Origin of the sequence: Methylosarcina fibrata AML-C10 (genome assembly GCF_000372865.1) — a bacterium.
Taxonomy (GTDB): domain Bacteria; phylum Pseudomonadota; class Gammaproteobacteria; order Methylococcales; family Methylomonadaceae; genus Methylosarcina; species Methylosarcina fibrata.
The window spans coordinates 109,700-128,908 of record NZ_KB889965.1; the positions used below are offsets into that span (position 1 = coordinate 109,700).

The following is a 19,209-nucleotide window of genomic DNA, read 5'->3' on the forward strand; positions in this document are numbered from 1 at the left end:
ACTTTGAAATTAGCTATTTAATTAAATTATCCTTTATCTTTCACTTTTATTACTCCCATACGAGTAATCCTGGACCACATGTACCTTTCCAGTCAGATGCAGCAGTTTTATCAGAAAGTGTGCCAGTGAATATAACTTCGATAGATAATATTTTTTCCTTCTTTTCATATAATTGATAGTTTCTCTTAAATAGTGAATAGTTTACCCAATATTTTCCTGGAGCTAATCCATAAGCAGGGATAATGCAATTTCTTTTGAGCCTATTGCTAAAATTATCATCCACATTTGCAAATGCGCTTGAAGAATGATGCACACATACTCCCCATGAATTTGAAATTGTAATGCCAATTTCCAAATCATTATTATTTCGGCTATCCAATTCAAAGGTAATTTTAATCGGCTTATCTATTTCAAAAATTCTTTTTGGCACTAATTCTTGAGAAATGCAAATGTTTGTTATATGGGGATGCTCGGGAAATTTATGTGATTGATAGAAATATGACTCTAGGTTATCTCCTTCCATATAATACTGAATCACTTTATTAACTTTATCATCCATTACAATCATTCCTTCATTCAAATATATCGCTCTTTCGCACAAAGCTTTTACAGCAGCCATATTGTGACTCACAAACAAAACCGTTCTCCCTTCCGTTCCCGCTTCTTCCATCTTCCCCAAACATTTCTTCTGAAACTGCGCATCCCCCACCGCCAACACCTCGTCGACGATCAATATTTCCGGCTCCAGATGCGCGGCGACGGCGAAGGCGAGGCGGACGTACATGCCGCTGGAATAGCGTTTGACCGGGGTATCCAGAAATTTTTCGACTTCGGCGAAAGCGACGATTTCATCAAACTTGCTTTTGATCTCGGCTTTTCTCATGCCCAGAATGGCGCCGTTCAGGAAAATGTTTTCCCGGCCGGTCAATTCCGGGTGAAATCCGGTGCCGACTTCGAGCAGACTGGCCACGCGGCCGTGAATGACCGCTTGCCCGGTTGTCGGAGCCGTGATCCGGCTCAGGATTTTCAATAGAGTGGATTTGCCGGCTCCGTTGCGGCCGATGATGCCGACTCGTTCGCCCTGTTCGATTTCGAAATTGATATCCCGCAGCGCCCAGAATGCTTCGAGTTCGGCGGTTTTATGCCGGTATTGCCGAGGGTGGCGGAGGCGCTTGATCAAGGACAGCGCATTCTGGCCGATGGCTTCGCGAAGAGTGGCGTAGGGCGCTGTGTTTTTATGCCCGATCCGATATTTTTTACCCAGGTTTTCGACTTTAATCGCGGTCGTCATGACGGCTCCGTTCGTTCCGCTTAAATGGTATCGGCGAATTGCCGTTCGGATTTCAGGAAGTAGCTTAAACCGATCATGAACAAAAGTACGGAAACGCCGGCCGACAAGTACAGGCCGGGCAGATAAAGCGGCGTTTCGCCGCCGTTGATCATCCATCGAAAGCCGTCGATGACGCCGACCATCGGATTCGCCGCATACACAAGGCGCCATTGATCCGGAATGACCCCGCTACTGTAACCGATGGGCGAGACGTACAAGCCCATCTGGACAAGGAAGGGGACCACGATCCGGAAATCGCGGTATTTAACGTTCAGCGCGGCAATGAGAAAACCCAGGCCCAGCGCGGTGATCCCGGCCTGCAACAGGAACAGCGGCAGCAGCACGAAGTAGGGGCTGGGCAGAAACCGGTACCAGATCATCAGGCCGATCAGGAGAACGAAGGAAATTAGAAAATCGATCAGGTTGACGAAAACGGGAGCGGTCGGAACGATGATTCTGGGAAAATACACTTTACTGATCATGGCGGCGTTGCCCACGACGGCATTGGCGCTTTCGCCGAGCGTGCCGGCGAAAAAATACCAGGGCAGCATGCCTGCAAAGACCAGGATGGGGTAGGGGGTGATGCCTTCGCTGGGCAGTTTGGCCAGGTGGCCGAACACGACGGTAAAGACGATCATGGTCAGCAAGGGGCGCAGCACCGCCCAGAGCATTCCGAATACGGTCTGCTTGTAACGGACTTTGAAGTCGCGCCAGGCCAGGAAAAATAACAAATCGCGGTATTCCCAAAGTTCCTTGAACAAGAAGCGGATCGATTTTTCCGGCGTGATGATGAGTGGAGACTGCATGCTGTGTCGATAAAACTTAATTCTGGATGGCCAGGCATTGTAGGGACGAATTCATTCGCCCAGGATGTGCATCGAAGACGAATGAATTCGCCTTTACACACGATAAGACAATGCTCTACATCCTGCTCGACGCGCTCTGTATGGCGAAGTTTAGTTCAAGTTTGTAAAGCTGACCACCCGGGCCGGGCAAAATGCCCTCAATCCTTTTCCCAGTTTTCCCTGAGCGTGACGGTGCGGTTGAATACCCGCCTGCCGCCCACGCTATCGATGGTGTCCAGGCAGAAATAACCGGTTCTTTCGAACTGGTAACGGCTTTCCGGTCCGGCATCGGCCAGACTGGCCTCGACGCGGCATCCGGTAAGGACTTCCAGGGAGTTCGGGTTCAGCACCGACAGAAAGTTTTCTTCGTTATCGGGGTTGGGCACCGTGAACAGGCGGTCGTACAGCCGCACTTCCGCGAGCAGCGAATGGGGTTCGGATACCCAGTGGATCACGCCCTTGACTTTGCGCCCTTCGGGATTCTTGCCCAGGGTGGCCGGATCGTAGGTGCAGCGAAGCTCGGCGATATGGCCGTTCTCATCCTTGACGATCTCGTCGCAGCGGATGACGTAGGCGCCTCGCAGGCGGACTTCGCCGCCGGGAATCAGGCGCTTGTATTTGGGCGGAGGATTTTCCGCAAAATCGTCCCGTTCGATCAGGATCTCGCGCGTGAACGGGACCGTGCGTTTGCCGAATTCCGGGCGTTGCGGATGATTGCCGAGCTCCAGATGCTCCGTTTGGCCTTCGGGATAATTGGTAATGACGATGCGTAACGGTTGCAGAACCGCCATCGCGCGAGGAACGTTCTCGTTCAGATCTTCGCGAATGCAGTTTTCCAGAACGCCCATTTCTATCCACGAATCTTTCTTGGTCACGCCGATGCGTTCGCAAAAATCCCGGATCGCCGCCGGAGTGACTCCCGCCCGGCGCAGACCGGCGATGGTCGGCATGCGGGGGTCGTCCCAGCCGCTCACGTGCTTTTCGGTGACCAGTTGGTTGAGCTTTCGCTTGCTGACGATCGTGTATTCCAGTTGCAACCGCGCGAATTCGATCTGTTGAGGATGGCAGGGCGTATGCAGCTCGTCCAGCACCCAGTCGTACAACGGCCGGTGGTCTTCGAATTCCAGGGTGCACAGCGAGTGCGTGATGCCCTCGATCGCGTCGGAAATGCAATGGGTGTAATCGTACATCGGATACAAACACCAGTCGTTGCCGGTACGATGATGATGCACGCGGCGAATGCGGTAAAGCGTCGGATCGCGCATGTTGATATTGGGGGAGGCCATGTCGATTTTTGCCCGGAGCACGTATTGGCCGTCGGCATACAAGCCGTCGCGCATGCCCTGGAACAAGGCCAGATTTTCTTCGATCGAACGGTTACGGTCAGGGCTTTCCCGGCCGGGTTCAGTCAAGGTTCCGCGATAAGCCCGGATCTGCTCGGGAGTCAGACTGTCGACATAGGCCTTGCCGTCCTTGATCAGCGCTACCGCATAGTCGTACAACTGTTCGAAATAGTCGGAGGCATAATGCAGTTCATGCCACTGAAAACCTAGCCATTGCACGTCTCTTTGGATGGACTGTACGAATTCGTCGCTTTCTTTTTCGGGATTGGTGTCGTCGAACCTCAGGTTGCAGGTGCCCTGGTATTCGGCGGCAGTGCCGAAATTCAGGCAGATCGACTTGGCGTGTCCGATGTGCAGATAGCCGTTGGGCTCCGGAGGAAAACGGGTGACTATCTTGCCGTTGTTTTTGTTTTCCTTAAGATCCTGATTGATGATGTGACGAATGAAGTTGGACGGAGATTGGGTTTCGTTAATGGACATGGGGGGCGTAAGTGTTGAGTCCTCGATTGAACCGGATGCAAAGGTCAGCGACGGAATGAAAAATTATTGAATAATTATGGGCAAACAATATGATCAATTCAATACTACTTGAATCTAAAGGGATTAAACAATCTTGAACTCGCGGTTTTCCTCAGGAATGTTCGCATATCGGTTTCGGTTTGCCGGTGTAGTAACCTTGGGCATAATCGACCTTGAGTTCGTTTAATGTCTCTAAAATGGCTTCGCTCTCGACAAATTCGGCAATGGTCTTTTTGCCCAGAACGTGGCCGATGTCGTTAATGGATTTGACCATCGCCAGATCCATCGAATCGTGCACGATGTCCTTGACAAAAAAGCCGTCGATTTTCAGATAATCGACCGGCAGATTTTTCAGATATGCGAACGAGGAGAGCCCGCTGCCGAAATCGTCCAGAGAAAATTTACAACCGTATTCCTTCAGCCGATTCATGAATTCGGTGGCCTGCGACAGATTGGCGATGGCCGCCGTTTCGGTGATTTCGAAACAGACTTTTTCCGAGGGCATGCCGGTCTGATCAAACTGCGACTCGATGAACGAGAATAGATGCGGATCGCTCAGGCTCGAGCCGGAAAGATTGATCGAGCACAGGGACAACTTCTTCAGACGCTCCGGGTGTTTGGCATAAAACTGGAAGACGTTGCGTATGACCCAGCGGTCGATTTTTGTCGACAGTTGATAGCGTTCGGCGGCCGACAGGAAGGCGTCGGGAGAAATGATCGAGCCGTTTCGATCCTTCATGCGAATCAGAATTTCGCAATGCTCGCCTTCCTCGGCGTTTAACGCAACAATGACCTGAGTATAAAGGCAAAAGAGGTCTTCCTCCAGCGCCTTATTGATTCGGACCACCCAATTCATTTCGCCATGATGCTGGGCAAGGGCTTTGTCGTCTTCCCGATAAATGTGCGTCCGGTTGCGTCCGGCCTGTTTGGCCATGAAACAGGCCATGTCGGCTTGTTTTAAATGAATGTCGGAGCCGCCCTTATTGAAATCGATGATCACGAGTCCGATGCTGACGCCGATGCGAAAACTTTTATCTTCCCAGTAGAATTGAAATTGCTCCACAATCCGATGGATTTTTTCGGTCACGGCGACAGCCTGTTCCAGCGGGCAATATTCCATCAGAATGGCGAACTCGTCTCCCCCGAGCCGGGCCAGCGTGTCGCTGCGGCGGATGACCTGGCAGATGAGCGCGCTGATTTGCCGGAGCAGTTCATCGCCGGCGGTATGGCTGCACGTGTCGTTGACCACTTTGAACTGGTCGAGGTCGATATAACACAGAGCGTGTTCGGTATCGCTGTGTTGCGCCAGAGTGATCACCCGTTCCAGGCGCCGGTCGAATTCATGGCGGTTGATCAGGTGGGTCAGGGAGTCGTGGGTGGCATGATAGGACAGTTTTTCCGTCATCAGCAGTGCTTCGGTGACGTCTTCCTGAATGGAGACGTAACTGGTGATGACGCCTTCCGAATTGATCAACGGAGCGATCGACTCCCGCGCCCAATAGATTTCCCCGGACTTTTTCTGGTTCTTCAATACCCCGCGCCAGACCTGGCCGGAAGAGACGGTCCGCCATAAGTCCTGATAATTGTCGTTGTTGGTTTCGCCGGAACTGAAAATTCTGGGGTTTTTGCCGATCACTTCGCCGTAGGAATATCCGGTGGTTTCGGTGACTTTCCGGTTGGCGTATTCAATGGTTCCGGTCTTGTCGGTGATGAAGATAAAATTCGGGCTGTTGTCCAGAGCCAGATGCATTTTGCACAGGTCGTTTTGAGCCAGCTTCCGGTCATTGATGTTTCGGATGATGCCGAAAATTTTCGGCAGTTCGTTGGCGCCGGCCTTTTCCTGCCTGAGAAAAGTAAAGGCATCCGGAGCAATGGCGATCGCGGTGATTTCAACGTATTTCGGCTCGCCGTCGATTTTGCTGCAAAGTCTAAGCTCGATGGGGGTGTTGAGTTTGATATTCGGGCTGCAAACATTAAATACCGATTCCGCTTTTTGCCAGTCGTCCTTGAATACCAGGGAAGAATAATGTGTTCCCGACATTTCCTCGGGACCGTAGCCTAAAATCTTGTGAATCGCTTCGTTTAGGAAGGTAAATATTCCGTTTTGATCAATCAGATAAAAAATGTCCGGAGAATTTTCAACAAAAAAACGATGCATCTGCTCGGACTGGTTCAATTGCAACTGGATTTCCCTGTTTTTTTCCTCCAGCCTGATCATCTTTTGTAGATTTTCAATCGAATGCACCAGATGGCTGATCACGTAGGGCTTTTGAATGAAGTCATAGACGAAGTTGTAACGCAGGGCGCGCCGGGCGGCATTAAAGGTGGCTTCGCCGCTGAGAATGATGACCTGTGTCGCGAGATGATTCGATTCGATAAATTTGAGGACTTCATGCCCATTGAGGTCCGGCATGTTGAGGTCCAGAAGGATAATCCGGACCGGATGCTGTTTCAATAAGTTGATGGCGCCGGCTCCGCTGTCTACGGTCACAATGTCATGGCCCGCCAGTTTAAGGATCTCGCACAAACTCTCCCTGGCCGACGCTTCATCATCCACTATCAATAATTTGATCGGCGACTCCGGTTTTACGGACTCGGAGCTCGTTTGATCGGCATTTTCGGGGAGTTTGAGCGGATCTATAAACATGGAGGGTTTATCCTTTTGCATTTCTCTTTTACCAGGTTTCCTTAGGAAGAAGAATCCGAAATGTTGTACCGTGATTTAAAGAAGAATCGCACTGTATAGTTCCTCCAAGTTCATCAATCAGACTTTTACAAATCGTTAATCCCAGTCCGGAATGGCCTTTACCTTTGGTGCTGGTGAGAGGGGCGAACAAGTTCTCCTTGACCGTTTGAGGAAGTCCGGGGCCGTCATCGTGTACCAGAATTTCGATGTAATGTTTTTTTCTGAATTTTACGTGATCTTTAGTCGAAATAGTAATTGTACCGCCAGACGGCATTGCTTCTGCAGAGTTTTTAATAAGATTGGTAAGTATCTGCTTGATCTTGTAGCGGCTGCTGGGGATTTCCGGCATGGCGGGATCCAGCTTTAAAACCGTCTGGATGCCGTGAAGGGTAAAAATGCCGGCCCGAAATAGATTGATGAGGTCAAGAATGACGGTATTGACATCCACCGATCTTTTTTCTTCTGCTGGCGTTTCCATGACGTCGGGCAATCTAAGGATAAGGTTGCCCACCCGGTCAATTTCTTCCTGGATGAGGTTTATTTCGGTGGAGTGATTCCCGCCCAGTTTCTGTTTCAATAAATGCAGATAATTGTTAATGATGCTGAGGGGATTGTTGGCTTCATGGACCAGTTTTCGGGCATGCAAATGATAATTTTCCCGAATAGTGTTCAATAGCGCCTGCTGATCGAGTTCGGAACGCTCTTCCGCATGCAGCAAGGCGAGAGCCGCTTCTTTGGCAAATAAGGAAATAAAATCGAGCTTTAAATCGTCTGTCGCTTGTTCGGATTGATTCAAGCCGGTCACGATCACGCCCATCGCCTGCCCGTTCGCCCATAATGGAATCGCCAACAGGCGGTCGGTACCGAGCCATCGGCCGATCTGACGATCGGCAAAGTCAGCGGGATTGACATTATTTGCCTCGACGGCGTGCAGAATTTGTCGGTTCGACAGGGCTTTTACCAGTAAACTCCGACTCTGCTTGATGTTTATCGTAATTGAAGAATTCTTCGCAGTCTGCTCGCCCGGGCCCAACGTGCTCACCAGGCTCTCGGTCTCCTGCCGGAATAAGAAAACGGCTGTATTTCTGAACCCGAAGAGCACATTCATATCCCGCTGAATGAGGGCAACCGGGTGAGTGTGGGGGAGGGCATGGTCGAAATCCTGCTTCAAGGCCGAGGTCAGCGCCAGTTTTCTTATATACTCTGCCGTATTCTTGCGGACTTTATTCCGCTGAGCTTGTGAAGTCAGAGACCGGATTCGGGAGCCTTCGGGATGGGCAATCGAGATTTCAAGGCTGAGCGCCAATTGTTCAGTGACGGATTTTGCTTCTTTCAGCATTTCTTCCGTGAGCGGCTGATTAAGGCCGAACCATCGATCCGCCAAAGCAAAGACTTGAACTTCGTTTTCGGCAGCCATAATGCACAGTTGACTGGCCAGATTGATAATTTTTACCAGAGGTGTGCCCTCCGCTATCGCTTCGAGAGGATGCGATTGATAGAGCACCGCGTCCGAGAGAGCCGCCTGTATTTTCCAGGATTCAATCAGATGACCTCCGATTTCCTGGTGCGTGACGCCGAACAATGTCTTTTCCGGAGCGCTGTGCTGGCCGTCGAAATGTTTGGCTAAAAAATCGGGGTATTCCTTGGGGAAGCATTTCAACAAAACAATCTGGCCGAGTCGGTGAATCAAACCGGCCAGATAGGCTTCGTCGGGAAACTCATAGGCGGTCAGTTTCGCAATATGGCTGGCAAGATGGGCGCAAGTCAGGGACCGATACCAAATCATGTCCAGATAATTACAATGATTCGGCGGAATTTGGGAAAAGAATTGCTGGACGGTCCGGGTCACGGCGATGGTTCTGACCGTGTTGAGACCGAGGACGGTGACGACGCGGTTAAGATCGGTAATTTCTCCCCATTGCCGATAAAACGGAGAATTGGCCGTAATTAATACTTTTGAGCTAAGGCTGGCGTCCTGTCCGATAATTCTAGTGAGATCTTTAAAATTGACTTCGTTACAGTGCGTGGCGCGAATCAAATCCAACAATACCTGAGGCACTACCGGCAGCGAACCGATATCTATCCTGGATAAAATTTGTAAAACGGAATTTTCCATTGTCGTTCGTAAACGGTATCCGATTGCAACAGATAGTGTTGGAAGTATAGTGGATATAAAACTTATAAATCAAATAATTAATTAATTTATCAAAAATTGTGAAACGGATTCTCGACGATTGCATCCGAGGTTTGCTCTGCCTTGCAGAAGGCAGGCAAATGAAGGTAATTGGTTCAGAAAGAGTAAAATTCATCGGGAATAATTGCATGATTCGCTCTTCGCTGAAAAGTGTATTTACCGACTTTCGCCCTTCGGACTAATTCAGTATTTTAGTGTAGACGAATTTTTGATTTTATAAGATGCTTATTTAAGCATTTCGTAAGAATTCACGCCATTAAAAAAGAATCCCGGTTTTGAGTAAAGCCGGGAGTGAGTCGATGGCCGGCCGATTTAGAAAGATTCGGCAAGATCAGGGAAGAATTTGCAAGATGACCTATGAGCTGCCATTACCATACAAATTGTAATACAATTGGCGGAAAACATTGCAGCTCACTGTCCGCCGCGGGCGTTCTCCCGGCTCAATGATTCCCCGGTTCAAAGCTTCTACCCCCGGTAGACCGGTTGTCCATTTATCTTAAAATTATTTGCACAGTTCGATGATTCAATCCCTTAGCGCCTATCTAGTCAATAATCTTAATAAGAAAGTCCCGGTTACCGGTATCGGCTTATTCCGTATTTTTTACGGACTGGTCACTCTGCAGGAAATTGTATTTCTATTTTATTTTAATCATTTAATCTTCGATCCCATCCCTTACATCGATGTGGAGTTTCCTTCAATACCCTTTTTTTTAGGGCTGTGGGGGCTGGTTGCGGTCATGGTCGTTGTCGGCTACCGTTATCAATTCGCCGCCTTCAGTAATTATCTGTTTTGGATCATCTTTGTAAATTTCACGCCCATGCAGCGGGATTTCGACGGCGGTTTTGACATGTTCATGACCGGCGCCGGATTTTTTCTGCTGTTCATGCCCGCTGACCGGGCTTTCTCGATCGATAAACTTCGGTATCGGCTGAGCACTCCTTTCATTCATTACAACAGTTACAGTCAGCCTGCGGTCTCGGTCCTGGCCTATACCGTACCTGTTGCAATCTGCCTCGGTTTTCTTTATTTCGACTCGGCCATCCACAAACTCTTTGCCGAGCACTGGCGTAACGGACTGGGGCCCTGGCTGCCTTCCACGCAGCCTTACTATGTATCGGCTATCGATATGTCGCCGTGGCTGAACATCGAGTGGCTGCAAAAAACGGTAGGTTACACTATCCTTGTCTTCCAGTTTACTTTCCTGTTTTTCTTCAACCACCGCAAACTGCGCTTAATTTATTTATTCATCGGCATGGGCCTGCATCTGGGCATTACCCTGTCCTTGAATATTTATCCGTTCGGGCTCGGAATGCTGTCGTTTTATACTCTGCTGATCCCGTTCAAATGCTGGCGCGCCGCAGGAAGAGCGCTCACCGCCAGGAAACCCGCGCTGACCGTGTTCTATGACCGTTTGTGCCCTTTGTGTAACCGGACCGTTCTGATCCTCAATCATTTCGACGTCTTTCACTGCATAGACTTTAAATCCGCGCAGGATCATGCGGCAGAGTATCCGGCCTTGGCGGCCCTCGGCCAGGACGAACTGTTGACCGATCTGTATGCGCTGGACGATAAGAATCGGATGTATAGCGGACTGGACACTTACATTCAGGTTTTCTTCAAAATGCGCTATTTGTTCTTGCTGGGCGCGATTATGAAATTACCGGGCATCTACCCATTGGCCGGAAAACGCTACCGGTTGATCGCAGATTCCCGGCAACGAGTGGTTTGCACCTCCGATTGCCTGGTTTCCGAAAAACTGGAAGACAATACTCTTTATCACCGGCTTTTCGAGCAAGCGGCCGGAGAAAAACCGAAAGCCTTCTCCCGGAAGCTGGCCAAGATTCTGGTTGGCGTTCTGATACTACAGCTCAACAGCTCCATCCATTACGGAATTGTTTACCGGCTCAAGGTCGACACCTATCAGAATCCTCTGGCGGCTGCGGTGACCAAAGGCAGCAATGCGCTGATCTCGGTTTCGCAATTGTTTTTGGGCATTGCGCCGCACGCGCTGTACCTGCACGATCATTTTGCCGGGTATGACCGGATTGTGGCGATTACTTATATCGACTCGGCCGGAAAGGAGCAGTGGCTTCCGTTCGTAAACGAGCAGGGCCGGCTGCTGGCCCCGAATTGGGGGAGAGTGCATTCGATGTGGGCCAATATTGCAGTGACGCCTACGATAAATGATACGCGGCTCAAGAAATTCATTATGAAAGTCACCGCTTTCTGGGGGCATAAAATCGGATTGAATCTTGATAATACATTGTTTTATATCAAATTAAAAAAAATTGATGCGCCAACTCACTGGGTTTACGATCAATTGCACAGAAATTTTTCTTCCGAATGGACGAATGTCGGCAGCGCCAAATGGAACGACGGGGTGATTTCGGTTCAATTGCCCGGCAATATCAATTCCCTGTAACGGAGCGCTGCGTTAAAACTTATTTTTTATTGCATCGCTTATTCAGGCATGGTATAAATTGCCCGTGCTTTTTTGGGCGCAAATATAACAATAATTTAAACCCCCCTTTGGAGGATATTATTATGAAAAAAGTTTTAGCACTTTTGGCTGTGTCATTAATGGTTGTTGGCCTGACTGGTTGCCTGGACAGTCCAGACGATTCAAAACAAAGAGTTGTTAGCTCAGCCGAAATGATGAAATAACATCCGGTTACTGCGTAACCCCCAAAAAACCCAGCAATTTTTGCTGGGTTTTTTGTTTGCGAAACCGCCTGACCGGCTGCGGAACCCGGAATGAGCGTTCTTTTTCATTGCGCCGGGGGGGGGGGCAAAATGATCTTCTACTGCGTGTGCGCGGGCCTGTTTTAATCACAGAACATTCGCATAGTCCTGTTCCAATTGCTTGAAATTCATCGACGACATGAAGCGGCTAAAACTCATCCAGGCCGAAAGCCCCATCAAGTCCTTGAATTGAGGCGGTAAAAAACGCGGCGGTACGACGGTGCCTTCTTCAACCAGCTCCGCCAGCACCTTCATGTCTTCCAGCATGGTTTTGCCGCAGAACAGCAAGGGAATGCGATCGGGTTTACCCTTGCTGACAGCAAGGCGTATGAAATTGTAAGTCAGCACAAATCCCTTGATGTAAGTCAAGTCTTTGGTAAACGGCAGGCCGTCGGGACTGCTGCCTCTGAACACCCGGCTGGTGAGCGTGTAACTTTCCTCCCGATCCAGTCCTTTATCCAGAAAAAACCGGAAAATTTCCAGAAAATTGGCGCCTTCTTCGGCGAGCGTGATGGCTCTGACCCGATCGATCAATTTCATCAGACGATTGGGCGTGGAGCTTAGGGTCAATATTTCCATCAGTACGGCCAGACCTTCCTGAGTGACTGCGGCGGAAGGCGGGCCTTTACCCAGAAAAGAACAATAAGGCTGCGCCAGACCGTTGAGGGTCGTGCCCAGATGCACCCAGACTTCATGAACTTCAAGCACGCGCAGATCGCGCATGTTAAAGTAAGCGTCCGCCCGCAGTTTTACGTAATCGGTGCCGGCCGCCGCATCGGCCAGAATGCCGTCGCTGATCATCGCCCGGAGGCCGTCGCCGGGGAAAAGAGCCTGAATTTTTTCATTGAGCAGAACGACCGCTTCCTTGGCCGGAATGGTTTTGGGCTCTTCGTTGAGGAAGTCCAGTTTCAGGAGTTGCAAAAGCGTGTCTTCCATCATGCTGCCCAGCATGGCGATCGGGGGGTCGCCGACGTGGAAGACGTCCTGGGAACAGCCGTAGAGTTCTTGCGAAATATTGGAAAAAGTGGCCGTGCCTCGAGCTTGCAGCATGTCCACGACGTCCTGGTATTCCCTGCATATCCTGCGCATGATGACGCTGAGCGGATTCAGTTGGCCGAGAGTGCGCACGAGGTCGCGTTCAATCCGGTAGAATTCGAGTTTTTTTTCTTCAGGATCGAATCCCAACGGGCGATTTTTATAATAATCCGGCGTGACTTCGGGGAGCATTTTGCAATTTTTGTTGAAAAAGGCTTGTTTAATGCTCTCGTCCCATTTGATGGCATCGAGAATGCGGATGGGTTGCTGTGCCTTGACGATCCGGTCGGAAAGCGCTTTGACCTGAGTCAGGTAGGTTGAAGGAGGCTTAACGTTTTTTTCGGGCATGGAAAAATATCTTGTTTATGATCGATAAGGTTCGGAAAAACGGCCTGTAAAAATCAACGGATCCCATAACGGAACCAGATTCCGTAAATCAACAAATTAAGCAAGCCCAGCGGAATTCCGAGACGGGCGAATTCGAAAAAGCCGAGGCTAGCCTTATGTTTTTCGGCGTGCTGAACAATGATTACATTGCTCGCTGCGCCCAGAATCAGAAAATTGCCGGCGATCGTGCTGCCAGCGGCCAGCGCCATGGAGATTTCGGCGTGCGCGTGCGGAAGCAAGGGCAAATACAATGCGACCAGCGGCACGTTGGAAATCAATTGGCTGAGTGCCGCGCTGAGCAGCAAGACGGCGGGAAGCGACGACACGTCGACGTGCAGGTCGGCGACCCAATCTTGCAATACCCCTGTCTGCCAGACGCTGGCCGTGAGCACGAACATCGAAGCAAAAAATACCAGGGTCGGCCAGTCCAGGCTCTTTAACAATTGTATCCGATTGGAATTGTATAATAACGGAGGCAACGCCGAGAGAACAGCAATATGGCTCAGTTCCATCCGGATCGAACTGCCCAGCTCCGGCAAGACAAGGTTCGCGGTAATCGACCCGATCAGAAGAATTAACGAAAGACGGGCCGCTTTGGCCAATTTTTTATCGATCAATTCGACCGGACCATGACAAAGAGGCGTTTCTTTGGTGAATTGCTTCCGGTAGACCCTGCGTAAAATGAGATAGGTAAGACCGAGGTTGAATAAGGACGGTAGGGCGAGTGAAGTGAAAAAGGCCGAAAACGGAGACGCAAACCCTGCGTGCCGGACAATCAGCAGATTTTGCGGGTTGCCGATGGGCGTCATGACGCTGCCGATGGTAATCGCATAAGCGAGCGTCAGCAATAAAAGAGAATTGTTGATTTTGTGCTCTCGGGCCAGTCTCAATACCAACGGAGTGCCGATAATGGCGAGAGTGTCGTTCATCAATAGAGCCGAGCCAAAGGCCGAACCGAACAAGACGGCAAGAATCAACTGGGATACGGATTGAATCCGGCTAAACAAACGGTAGGAGATAAAATAGAGATATCCGCTCGCTACCAGGGTCTGGCCGACGATGAACATTCCTGCCAGAAACACCATGACGTCTAGATCGATGGCTTTAAGGGCGTCGTGAACGCTGATGTCTCCGGTCAGCAGGACGATGAGCGCTCCGGCCGTCATCGAGTGCCAGATCCGGACCGTAACGCGGCCGATTTTTCTTACCGCAATTAACACAAATACGGCTATCATTACTGTCAAGGGTACATTCATTTCCATTCACCTATGGGGATTGAATTCCACAAATTGCATTGAACGCTATCGGCGATTTCGGACGGATTTTAAAAGTTCAGAAATTTAAGACTCTTCCGGAATGTTTTAATTGAAGGCTTTACGCGGTCTTTATTTAGAGGAAAGGCGGTTCCGATAAAGAAACTGCACCGATCTGCATTAAATAAACGCAGCCAGAGAATGAATATGAATAAACATAAATTATTGAGTTTCTCCGACGAGAAGGGGGAGATCGTCCTCTCCAAGAGAAAATTCTTGAAAAATATTGTCTACGGTTCCTTGCTGGCTATCGGCGGTTCTACGGTCGCCGAGGCAAGAATAGGGCATTTCCCGTCGCATAAGACACTTTCTTTCGAACATATCCATACCGGCGACCGGTTAAGGCTCACTTATTTTGAACAGGGCCGGTATTTGAGAGACGCTCTGGCGGAGATCAATTATCTGCTCCGTGATTTTCGGACCGGCTCGGTTCATCCGATCGATACGGACCTGCTGGATCAATTATACGATCTGAAATTGCTGCTGGGGATCCGGCGGCCTTTTCACATCGTTTCGGGCTATCGCTCTCCCTCCACCAATGCCAAGCTGCGCAGAGCCAGTCGCGGCGTTTCCAAGCATAGTTTACACATGCAGGGCAGGGCCATCGATATTCGCGTGGAAAGGATGGACGTTCGCTTGATCAGAAACGCTGCGATTCACATGGCGCGCGGCGGCGTCGGTTATTATCCCGGTTCCGATTTCGTTCATCTGGATACGGGCCGATTCAGGACTTGGTGAGGCGGATTTCCTGCCCACTCAATTGCCCGGTTCCCTTCCGGGTCGTCTCGATTTATTTGATGATTTGAGGCGGCACCGTGTTTTTACTGATAAACAGCGATTGGTCGGACAGATCCTGAGGTTTTTTAAGAACTTCGAGCAGGATTTCATCGTGTCCGTAAATATCCGGATAAAATGTCAGACTGTCGTTCTCGTCAATAAAGGACGTTGTATAAAAGAACAGCACCGGGATGGGGTGTTTCAAAATGACTCTTTGAGTTTTGGCGGTTTTCATTGTCATATGTACGTTTTCCTGGCTCCATCCCGCCTGGTCTTTTAAGGCAAAACCGGCCAAGGCTTCCGGATTTTCGACCCGTACGCAGCCATGGCTGAAATCCCGCCGGGATTTGCTGAACAAGGCATTGGCGGGCGTATCGTGCAAATAGACGTCTTCCTTGTTCGGAAACATGAACTTTACCCGGCCCAAGGCATTCTTGCGCCCCGGACGCTGGCGGATCTTGAGCACTCCCTGCTTCAAAAGAGCGATGGCATCGGGAGTAAACGCGACGGCCCTGGCATCGCTCGTGAAGCCTGTGACCATTTCCATGTTCTCCTTTTCAAGATACTGGGGATTGGCACTCAACTTGGGCAGGATTTCATCCTTGACAATGCTGTAGGGCACGTTCCAGTAGGGCATGAAATCGATGAAACGCATCTCCGCCATCAACACCGGAGTTTGATTTTTCAAAGCCTTGCCGACGACCACTTTCATATTGAGAATGCCGGGATGGGGCTTGCCGATGTCGTCAAAAGCCCACAACTGGAAAGCCGGAATATTGACGATAATGTAAGTTCCGGCGTTTATTTCCGGCAGCCAGCGCAGCCGTTCCATCGCCAATTCGATTTGAGTGATCCTCTGTTTGAAAGGAATGTTGATGGCGGCGGCGGTGCTTTTGCCGATGACGCCGTCGGGGTTCAGGCCATGGCGTTTCTGGAATTTCATCACGCCGTCGCGAATCGGGTTGGCGTATATATCGGCGTTTTTGGGATCGGGTTGATCCTTGTTGTCGAACAGATCGCCGACGGAGACCAGAAAGTTCTTCAGACTCTGCATTTGAGGATGCCGGTCGCCGGGACGAAGCGATTTGGCAATCAATAACTGGAAGGGAACATATTGAGCATCCAATTGTCTGTACAACGCCAGCGACTGCTTCAGCTTCTGGTACTGCAAAAGTTTGGGTTCCACTGTATCCGGTAACTTGGCAAGCGTACCCTGGGCCAGCGCGGCTTTAATCAATACTGGCAGATCGGCCAGTTTTTTTTCCCTCGGTTTCAAATTGAAGTGGATTCCCTGCGGATTGACCCGGCCATAATGCAGATCGTGCAGAAAGCGCAATAACGACAGGCTCAACGCCGTATCGTACAATGCCAATTTTTTCAAGTTTTCGGGCGGCAATGCAAGCGTTGCGGGCAGAGTCCTCTGCAATAATTCGGCATCGTAATCGGCCGGATTCAAGCCGTGCAGCGAAGCGTTTGCCAGCAGATTGAGCGCTTCGGCAAGATTCTTTTTGGAATCGTCGCGCCCCAGCCAGAGCAGCCGGTAGTTTTCCATTTTATATAAGGCATCGAGGTCATCGAAACGATTGGCGAAAGAGGGCTGCAAAAGATCGGGATGCTGTTTTGCCGAAATGATCGCGAAAATCTCTTTGGCTACTCCGGTTTTCTGTTCGGTCATTTCTTCGGCTCCCGCCGGAGTCACCACCAGACTGGTTAAAATGAGCGACATCAGCGTGGAAAAATAAATGCCGTGCCGGATTTTTAGATTCATTTTATTCTGCGCACAAGGTCTTATGGCGGTAAGCATGGCAATTCCCACAATGAATGGATGGAACAAAAACCTCAAGGCGGCCGGAAAAAGCAGGGAAGGGCATCCAGGGAGCGGAAGTAATGAGGCTTTTACTCCGAACGGCTTATTTAACTTCAAATTCATTATCGGAAGCTTAATTGCATAAGTAAGGAGCTTTCGTGGATTCTATTTTTTCCTGAACGGAAAAGACTCGGATGGAAGGGCGTTGGCGGAGAGAAGGTCTGTAGCGGCGGCATTTAAGTATCTGTTAATTACTTTAATGGATGATGTCATAATACTACCATTATCGCCGTCTTTATAAAGAGATAAATTGCGGGTGAAACCATTCCTGTCCGTTCAGCCAAAGAAAGCGGCGATCGATGCGGAGGATGTCACATCATGTAGGGGGGGGTACTCGAACTTGACGAGTGTCCGCACAGTAGATCTTGCCTTCTTGTCTTTTATCCCCGGAACTGATCGGAACGGCGAGGGAATGCCGAACAGCCGTGCTTGCATTGAGGTCATGGATGGAGAGCGCGGATACTTCAATGACCGATTTCGGTTGGTTGGCAAGGCAAAATCTAAAAAAAGACTTTGCCGGAGAGAAATAGTTCGCCTGTTTATTCTAAATTATAAGGATGTTTTTCGGGTACCGGCTCGACCAAGGCGTCGGCGCAGAGCGATAAATTCGACAAGCGGTATTGATCGCGCTTGCAGAGGGCGGAGTGACCGGACTCTTTCCGCTGCTATTGCCCGGAGTCCTCCGCGGCAGGGAAAAACAGAACAATGAGCGCGTCCAACACAACCTCGACAATGCCATGACTCATCTTACTTTTTTAGGCGCCACCGGACAAGTGACCGGTTCCTGTTATCTTCTGGATACGGGAGCTTTTCGCCTCCTGCTGGACTGCGGGCAATTTCAGGGCTCGAAAGAAACCGAAAAACAAAATTTTGCCGATTTCGGCTTCAACCCGGCCGATATCGACGCCGTCATCCTGTCCCACGCTCATCTCGATCATTGCGGGCGCCTTCCCAAGCTGGTCAAGGAGGGCTTTAAGGGGCCGGTCTATTTGACGCAGGCCAGTTTCGCGCTGGTGGAATTGATGCTCAGGGATGCGGCCAACCTGCAATTGCGGGATACCGAATGGGAAAACAAACGCAGGGAAAGAGCCGGTAAAAAATTGCTTGAGCCTCTTTTTACGCTCGACGACGTGGAAAAACTGATGGTTCTGCGATCGCCTCTGGCCTACGACGAGGAAACCGAAATACTGCCGGGAATCGGTTTGTCCTTTCACGAAGCCGGACACATCCTGGGTTCGGCGATTGTTCGGTTGCGCATCAACAAAGACGGCCGGACCAGGACCTTGGTATTTTCCGGCGATTTGGGCAATCCCGAATCTCCTTTGCTGCGCGATCCGGCGGTATTGACCGAGGCCGACGTGCTATTGCTGGAGTCTACGTACGGCGACAGGGATCATAAACCTCTGAGCAATACTCTGGACGAGTTGCGCGATACGCTCCGGGAAGCCGACCGCAGCGGAGGAAACGTCATTATCCCGGCGTTCGCCGTGGGGCGGACGCAGGATCTCATTTACTGGCTGGGCAAAATCAAGCGCCAGGGCGGGCTGCCGCAGCAGCAAATCTACCTGGACAGCCCGATGGCGATCAGCGCCAGTAAAATCTATGCCGAGCACGTGCATCTGTTCAACATCGACGATCCGGAATTTACCCGAATCGCCTCGACCGGCTGGGAGGCGTGGCTGCCGGGTTTGATTTTTTCCGAAACTCCCGAAGAGTCCATGGCAATCAACCGCATCGCCGGCGGAGTCATTATCATTGCCGGCAGCGGCATGTGTACCGGAGGGCGTATTCGCCACCATCTCAAATACAATTTATGGCGGCGCAATGCCCATATCATTTTTTCGGGATATCAGGCCGAAGGCACCCTGGGCAGAATCATCGTCGACGGCAAACGGACGTATGTCAAAATTCTGGGCGCCGAGATCAATATGGCGGCCCAGGTTCATACGCTGGGGGCCTTAAGCGCTCATGCCGATCAGAGCCAATTGTTGAAGTGGGCGAACCACTTCAAGTCGTCAAGGCCCCGAGTCTATCTGATTCATGGAGAAAAGTCGGCCGCTCTGTCGTTACAGACCTGCTTTCGCCGAATGGGCTGGAATGTCGACGTTCCGAAAGAAGGCGATCGGATAACACTCTAATTTATTTAAGATTTTGTGGCTGTTTGCAACTT

General features: G+C 50.3%; 11 protein-coding genes. 3 read left to right on the forward strand and 8 right to left on the reverse strand.

Annotated elements, in window-relative coordinates; translation table 11 throughout:
* Positions 1 to 49: 49 nt before the first annotated feature.
* The 5 genes from A3OW_RS0100535 to A3OW_RS0100555 all read right to left on the reverse strand — a co-directional run bounded on the left by A3OW_RS0100535 (position 50) and on the right by A3OW_RS0100555 (position 8,839).
* Positions 50 to 1,291, reverse strand: coding sequence for an ABC transporter ATP-binding protein (locus A3OW_RS0100535; protein WP_020561489.1), 1,242 nt, complete (start codon positions 1,289 to 1,291; stop codon positions 50 to 52).
* A 20-nt stretch (positions 1,292 to 1,311) separates the two neighbouring features.
* Complete coding sequence (locus tag A3OW_RS0100540) at positions 1,312 to 2,136, reverse strand: ABC transporter permease (protein ID WP_020561490.1); 825 nt, start codon at positions 2,134 to 2,136, stop codon at positions 1,312 to 1,314.
* Between the two features lie 197 nt (positions 2,137 to 2,333).
* Positions 2,334 to 3,998 carry a glutamine--tRNA ligase/YqeY domain fusion protein gene (locus tag A3OW_RS0100545; RefSeq protein ID WP_020561491.1) on the reverse strand — a complete coding sequence of 555 codons (1,665 nt, stop codon included), beginning with the start codon at positions 3,996 to 3,998 and terminating at the stop codon, positions 2,334 to 2,336.
* Between the two features lie 151 nt (positions 3,999 to 4,149).
* Positions 4,150 to 6,684 carry an EAL domain-containing protein gene (locus tag A3OW_RS0100550; protein WP_051091838.1) on the reverse strand — a complete coding sequence of 845 codons (2,535 nt, stop codon included), beginning with the start codon at positions 6,682 to 6,684 and terminating at the stop codon, positions 4,150 to 4,152.
* A 28-nt stretch (positions 6,685 to 6,712) separates the two neighbouring features.
* Positions 6,713 to 8,839: an HDOD domain-containing protein gene (locus A3OW_RS0100555; protein WP_020561493.1), complete on the reverse strand. Its 2,127-nt coding sequence runs from the start codon at positions 8,837 to 8,839 to the stop codon at positions 6,713 to 6,715.
* Positions 8,840 to 9,435: 596 nt separating this feature from the next.
* Here A3OW_RS0100555 and A3OW_RS0100560 point away from each other — a divergent pair.
* Entirely contained in the window at positions 9,436 to 11,340 is a 1,905-nt protein-coding gene (locus A3OW_RS0100560) for a DCC1-like thiol-disulfide oxidoreductase family protein (protein ID WP_020561494.1), read from the forward strand.
* Positions 11,341 to 11,747: 407 nt separating this feature from the next.
* Here the strand turns inward: A3OW_RS0100560 and A3OW_RS0100570 are convergent, their stop codons facing one another.
* Together A3OW_RS0100570 and A3OW_RS0100575 are read right to left on the reverse strand one after the other, a co-directional pair.
* A complete protein-coding gene (locus A3OW_RS0100570) occupies positions 11,748 to 13,043 on the reverse strand; it encodes a flavohemoglobin expression-modulating QEGLA motif protein (protein ID WP_020561496.1) in 1,296 nt (431 codons plus the stop codon).
* Between the two features lie 53 nt (positions 13,044 to 13,096).
* A complete protein-coding gene (locus A3OW_RS0100575; RefSeq protein ID WP_026223222.1) occupies positions 13,097 to 14,338 on the reverse strand; it encodes an SLC13 family permease in 1,242 nt (413 codons plus the stop codon).
* Positions 14,339 to 14,536: 198 nt separating this feature from the next.
* Here A3OW_RS0100575 and A3OW_RS0100580 point away from each other — a divergent pair, with 198 nt between their 5' ends.
* A complete protein-coding gene (locus A3OW_RS0100580; protein ID WP_020561498.1) occupies positions 14,537 to 15,133 on the forward strand; it encodes a YcbK family protein in 597 nt (198 codons plus the stop codon).
* Between the two features lie 52 nt (positions 15,134 to 15,185).
* Here A3OW_RS0100580 and A3OW_RS0100585 read toward each other — a convergent pair whose 3' ends face one another.
* Positions 15,186 to 16,940, reverse strand: coding sequence for a L,D-transpeptidase family protein (locus A3OW_RS0100585; RefSeq protein WP_020561499.1), 1,755 nt, complete (start codon positions 16,938 to 16,940; stop codon positions 15,186 to 15,188).
* A gap of 743 nt (positions 16,941 to 17,683) precedes the next feature.
* Here A3OW_RS0100585 and A3OW_RS0100590 point away from each other — a divergent pair.
* On the forward strand, positions 17,684 to 19,177 hold the full coding sequence (locus A3OW_RS0100590) for an MBL fold metallo-hydrolase RNA specificity domain-containing protein (RefSeq protein ID WP_232422302.1): 1,494 nt from the start codon (positions 17,684 to 17,686) through the stop codon (positions 19,175 to 19,177).
* Positions 19,178 to 19,209: the final 32 nt, after the last annotated feature.

What these genes read in the sequence shown, in the direction of transcription:
- A3OW_RS0100535 (WP_020561489.1), bottom strand. Translation starts at nt 1,291, where the DNA reads ATGACGACCGCGATTAAAGTCGAAAACCTGGGTAAAAAATATCGGATC.
- A3OW_RS0100540 (WP_020561490.1), bottom strand. Translation starts at nt 2,136, where the DNA reads ATGCAGTCTCCACTCATCATCACGCCGGAAAAATCGATCCGCTTCTTG.
- A3OW_RS0100545 (WP_020561491.1), bottom strand. Translation starts at nt 3,998, where the DNA reads ATGTCCATTAACGAAACCCAATCTCCGTCCAACTTCATTCGTCACATC.
- A3OW_RS0100550 (WP_051091838.1), bottom strand. Translation starts at nt 6,684, where the DNA reads ATGTTTATAGATCCGCTCAAACTCCCCGAAAATGCCGATCAAACGAGC.
- A3OW_RS0100555 (WP_020561493.1), bottom strand. Translation starts at nt 8,839, where the DNA reads ATGGAAAATTCCGTTTTACAAATTTTATCCAGGATAGATATCGGTTCG.
- A3OW_RS0100560 (WP_020561494.1), top strand. Translation starts at nt 9,436, where the DNA reads ATGATTCAATCCCTTAGCGCCTATCTAGTCAATAATCTTAATAAGAAA.
- A3OW_RS0100570 (WP_020561496.1), bottom strand. Translation starts at nt 13,043, where the DNA reads ATGCCCGAAAAAAACGTTAAGCCTCCTTCAACCTACCTGACTCAGGTC.
- A3OW_RS0100575 (WP_026223222.1), bottom strand. Translation starts at nt 14,338, where the DNA reads ATGAATGTACCCTTGACAGTAATGATAGCCGTATTTGTGTTAATTGCG.
- A3OW_RS0100580 (WP_020561498.1), top strand. Translation starts at nt 14,537, where the DNA reads ATGAATATGAATAAACATAAATTATTGAGTTTCTCCGACGAGAAGGGG.
- A3OW_RS0100585 (WP_020561499.1), bottom strand. Translation starts at nt 16,940, where the DNA reads ATGAATCTAAAAATCCGGCACGGCATTTATTTTTCCACGCTGATGTCG.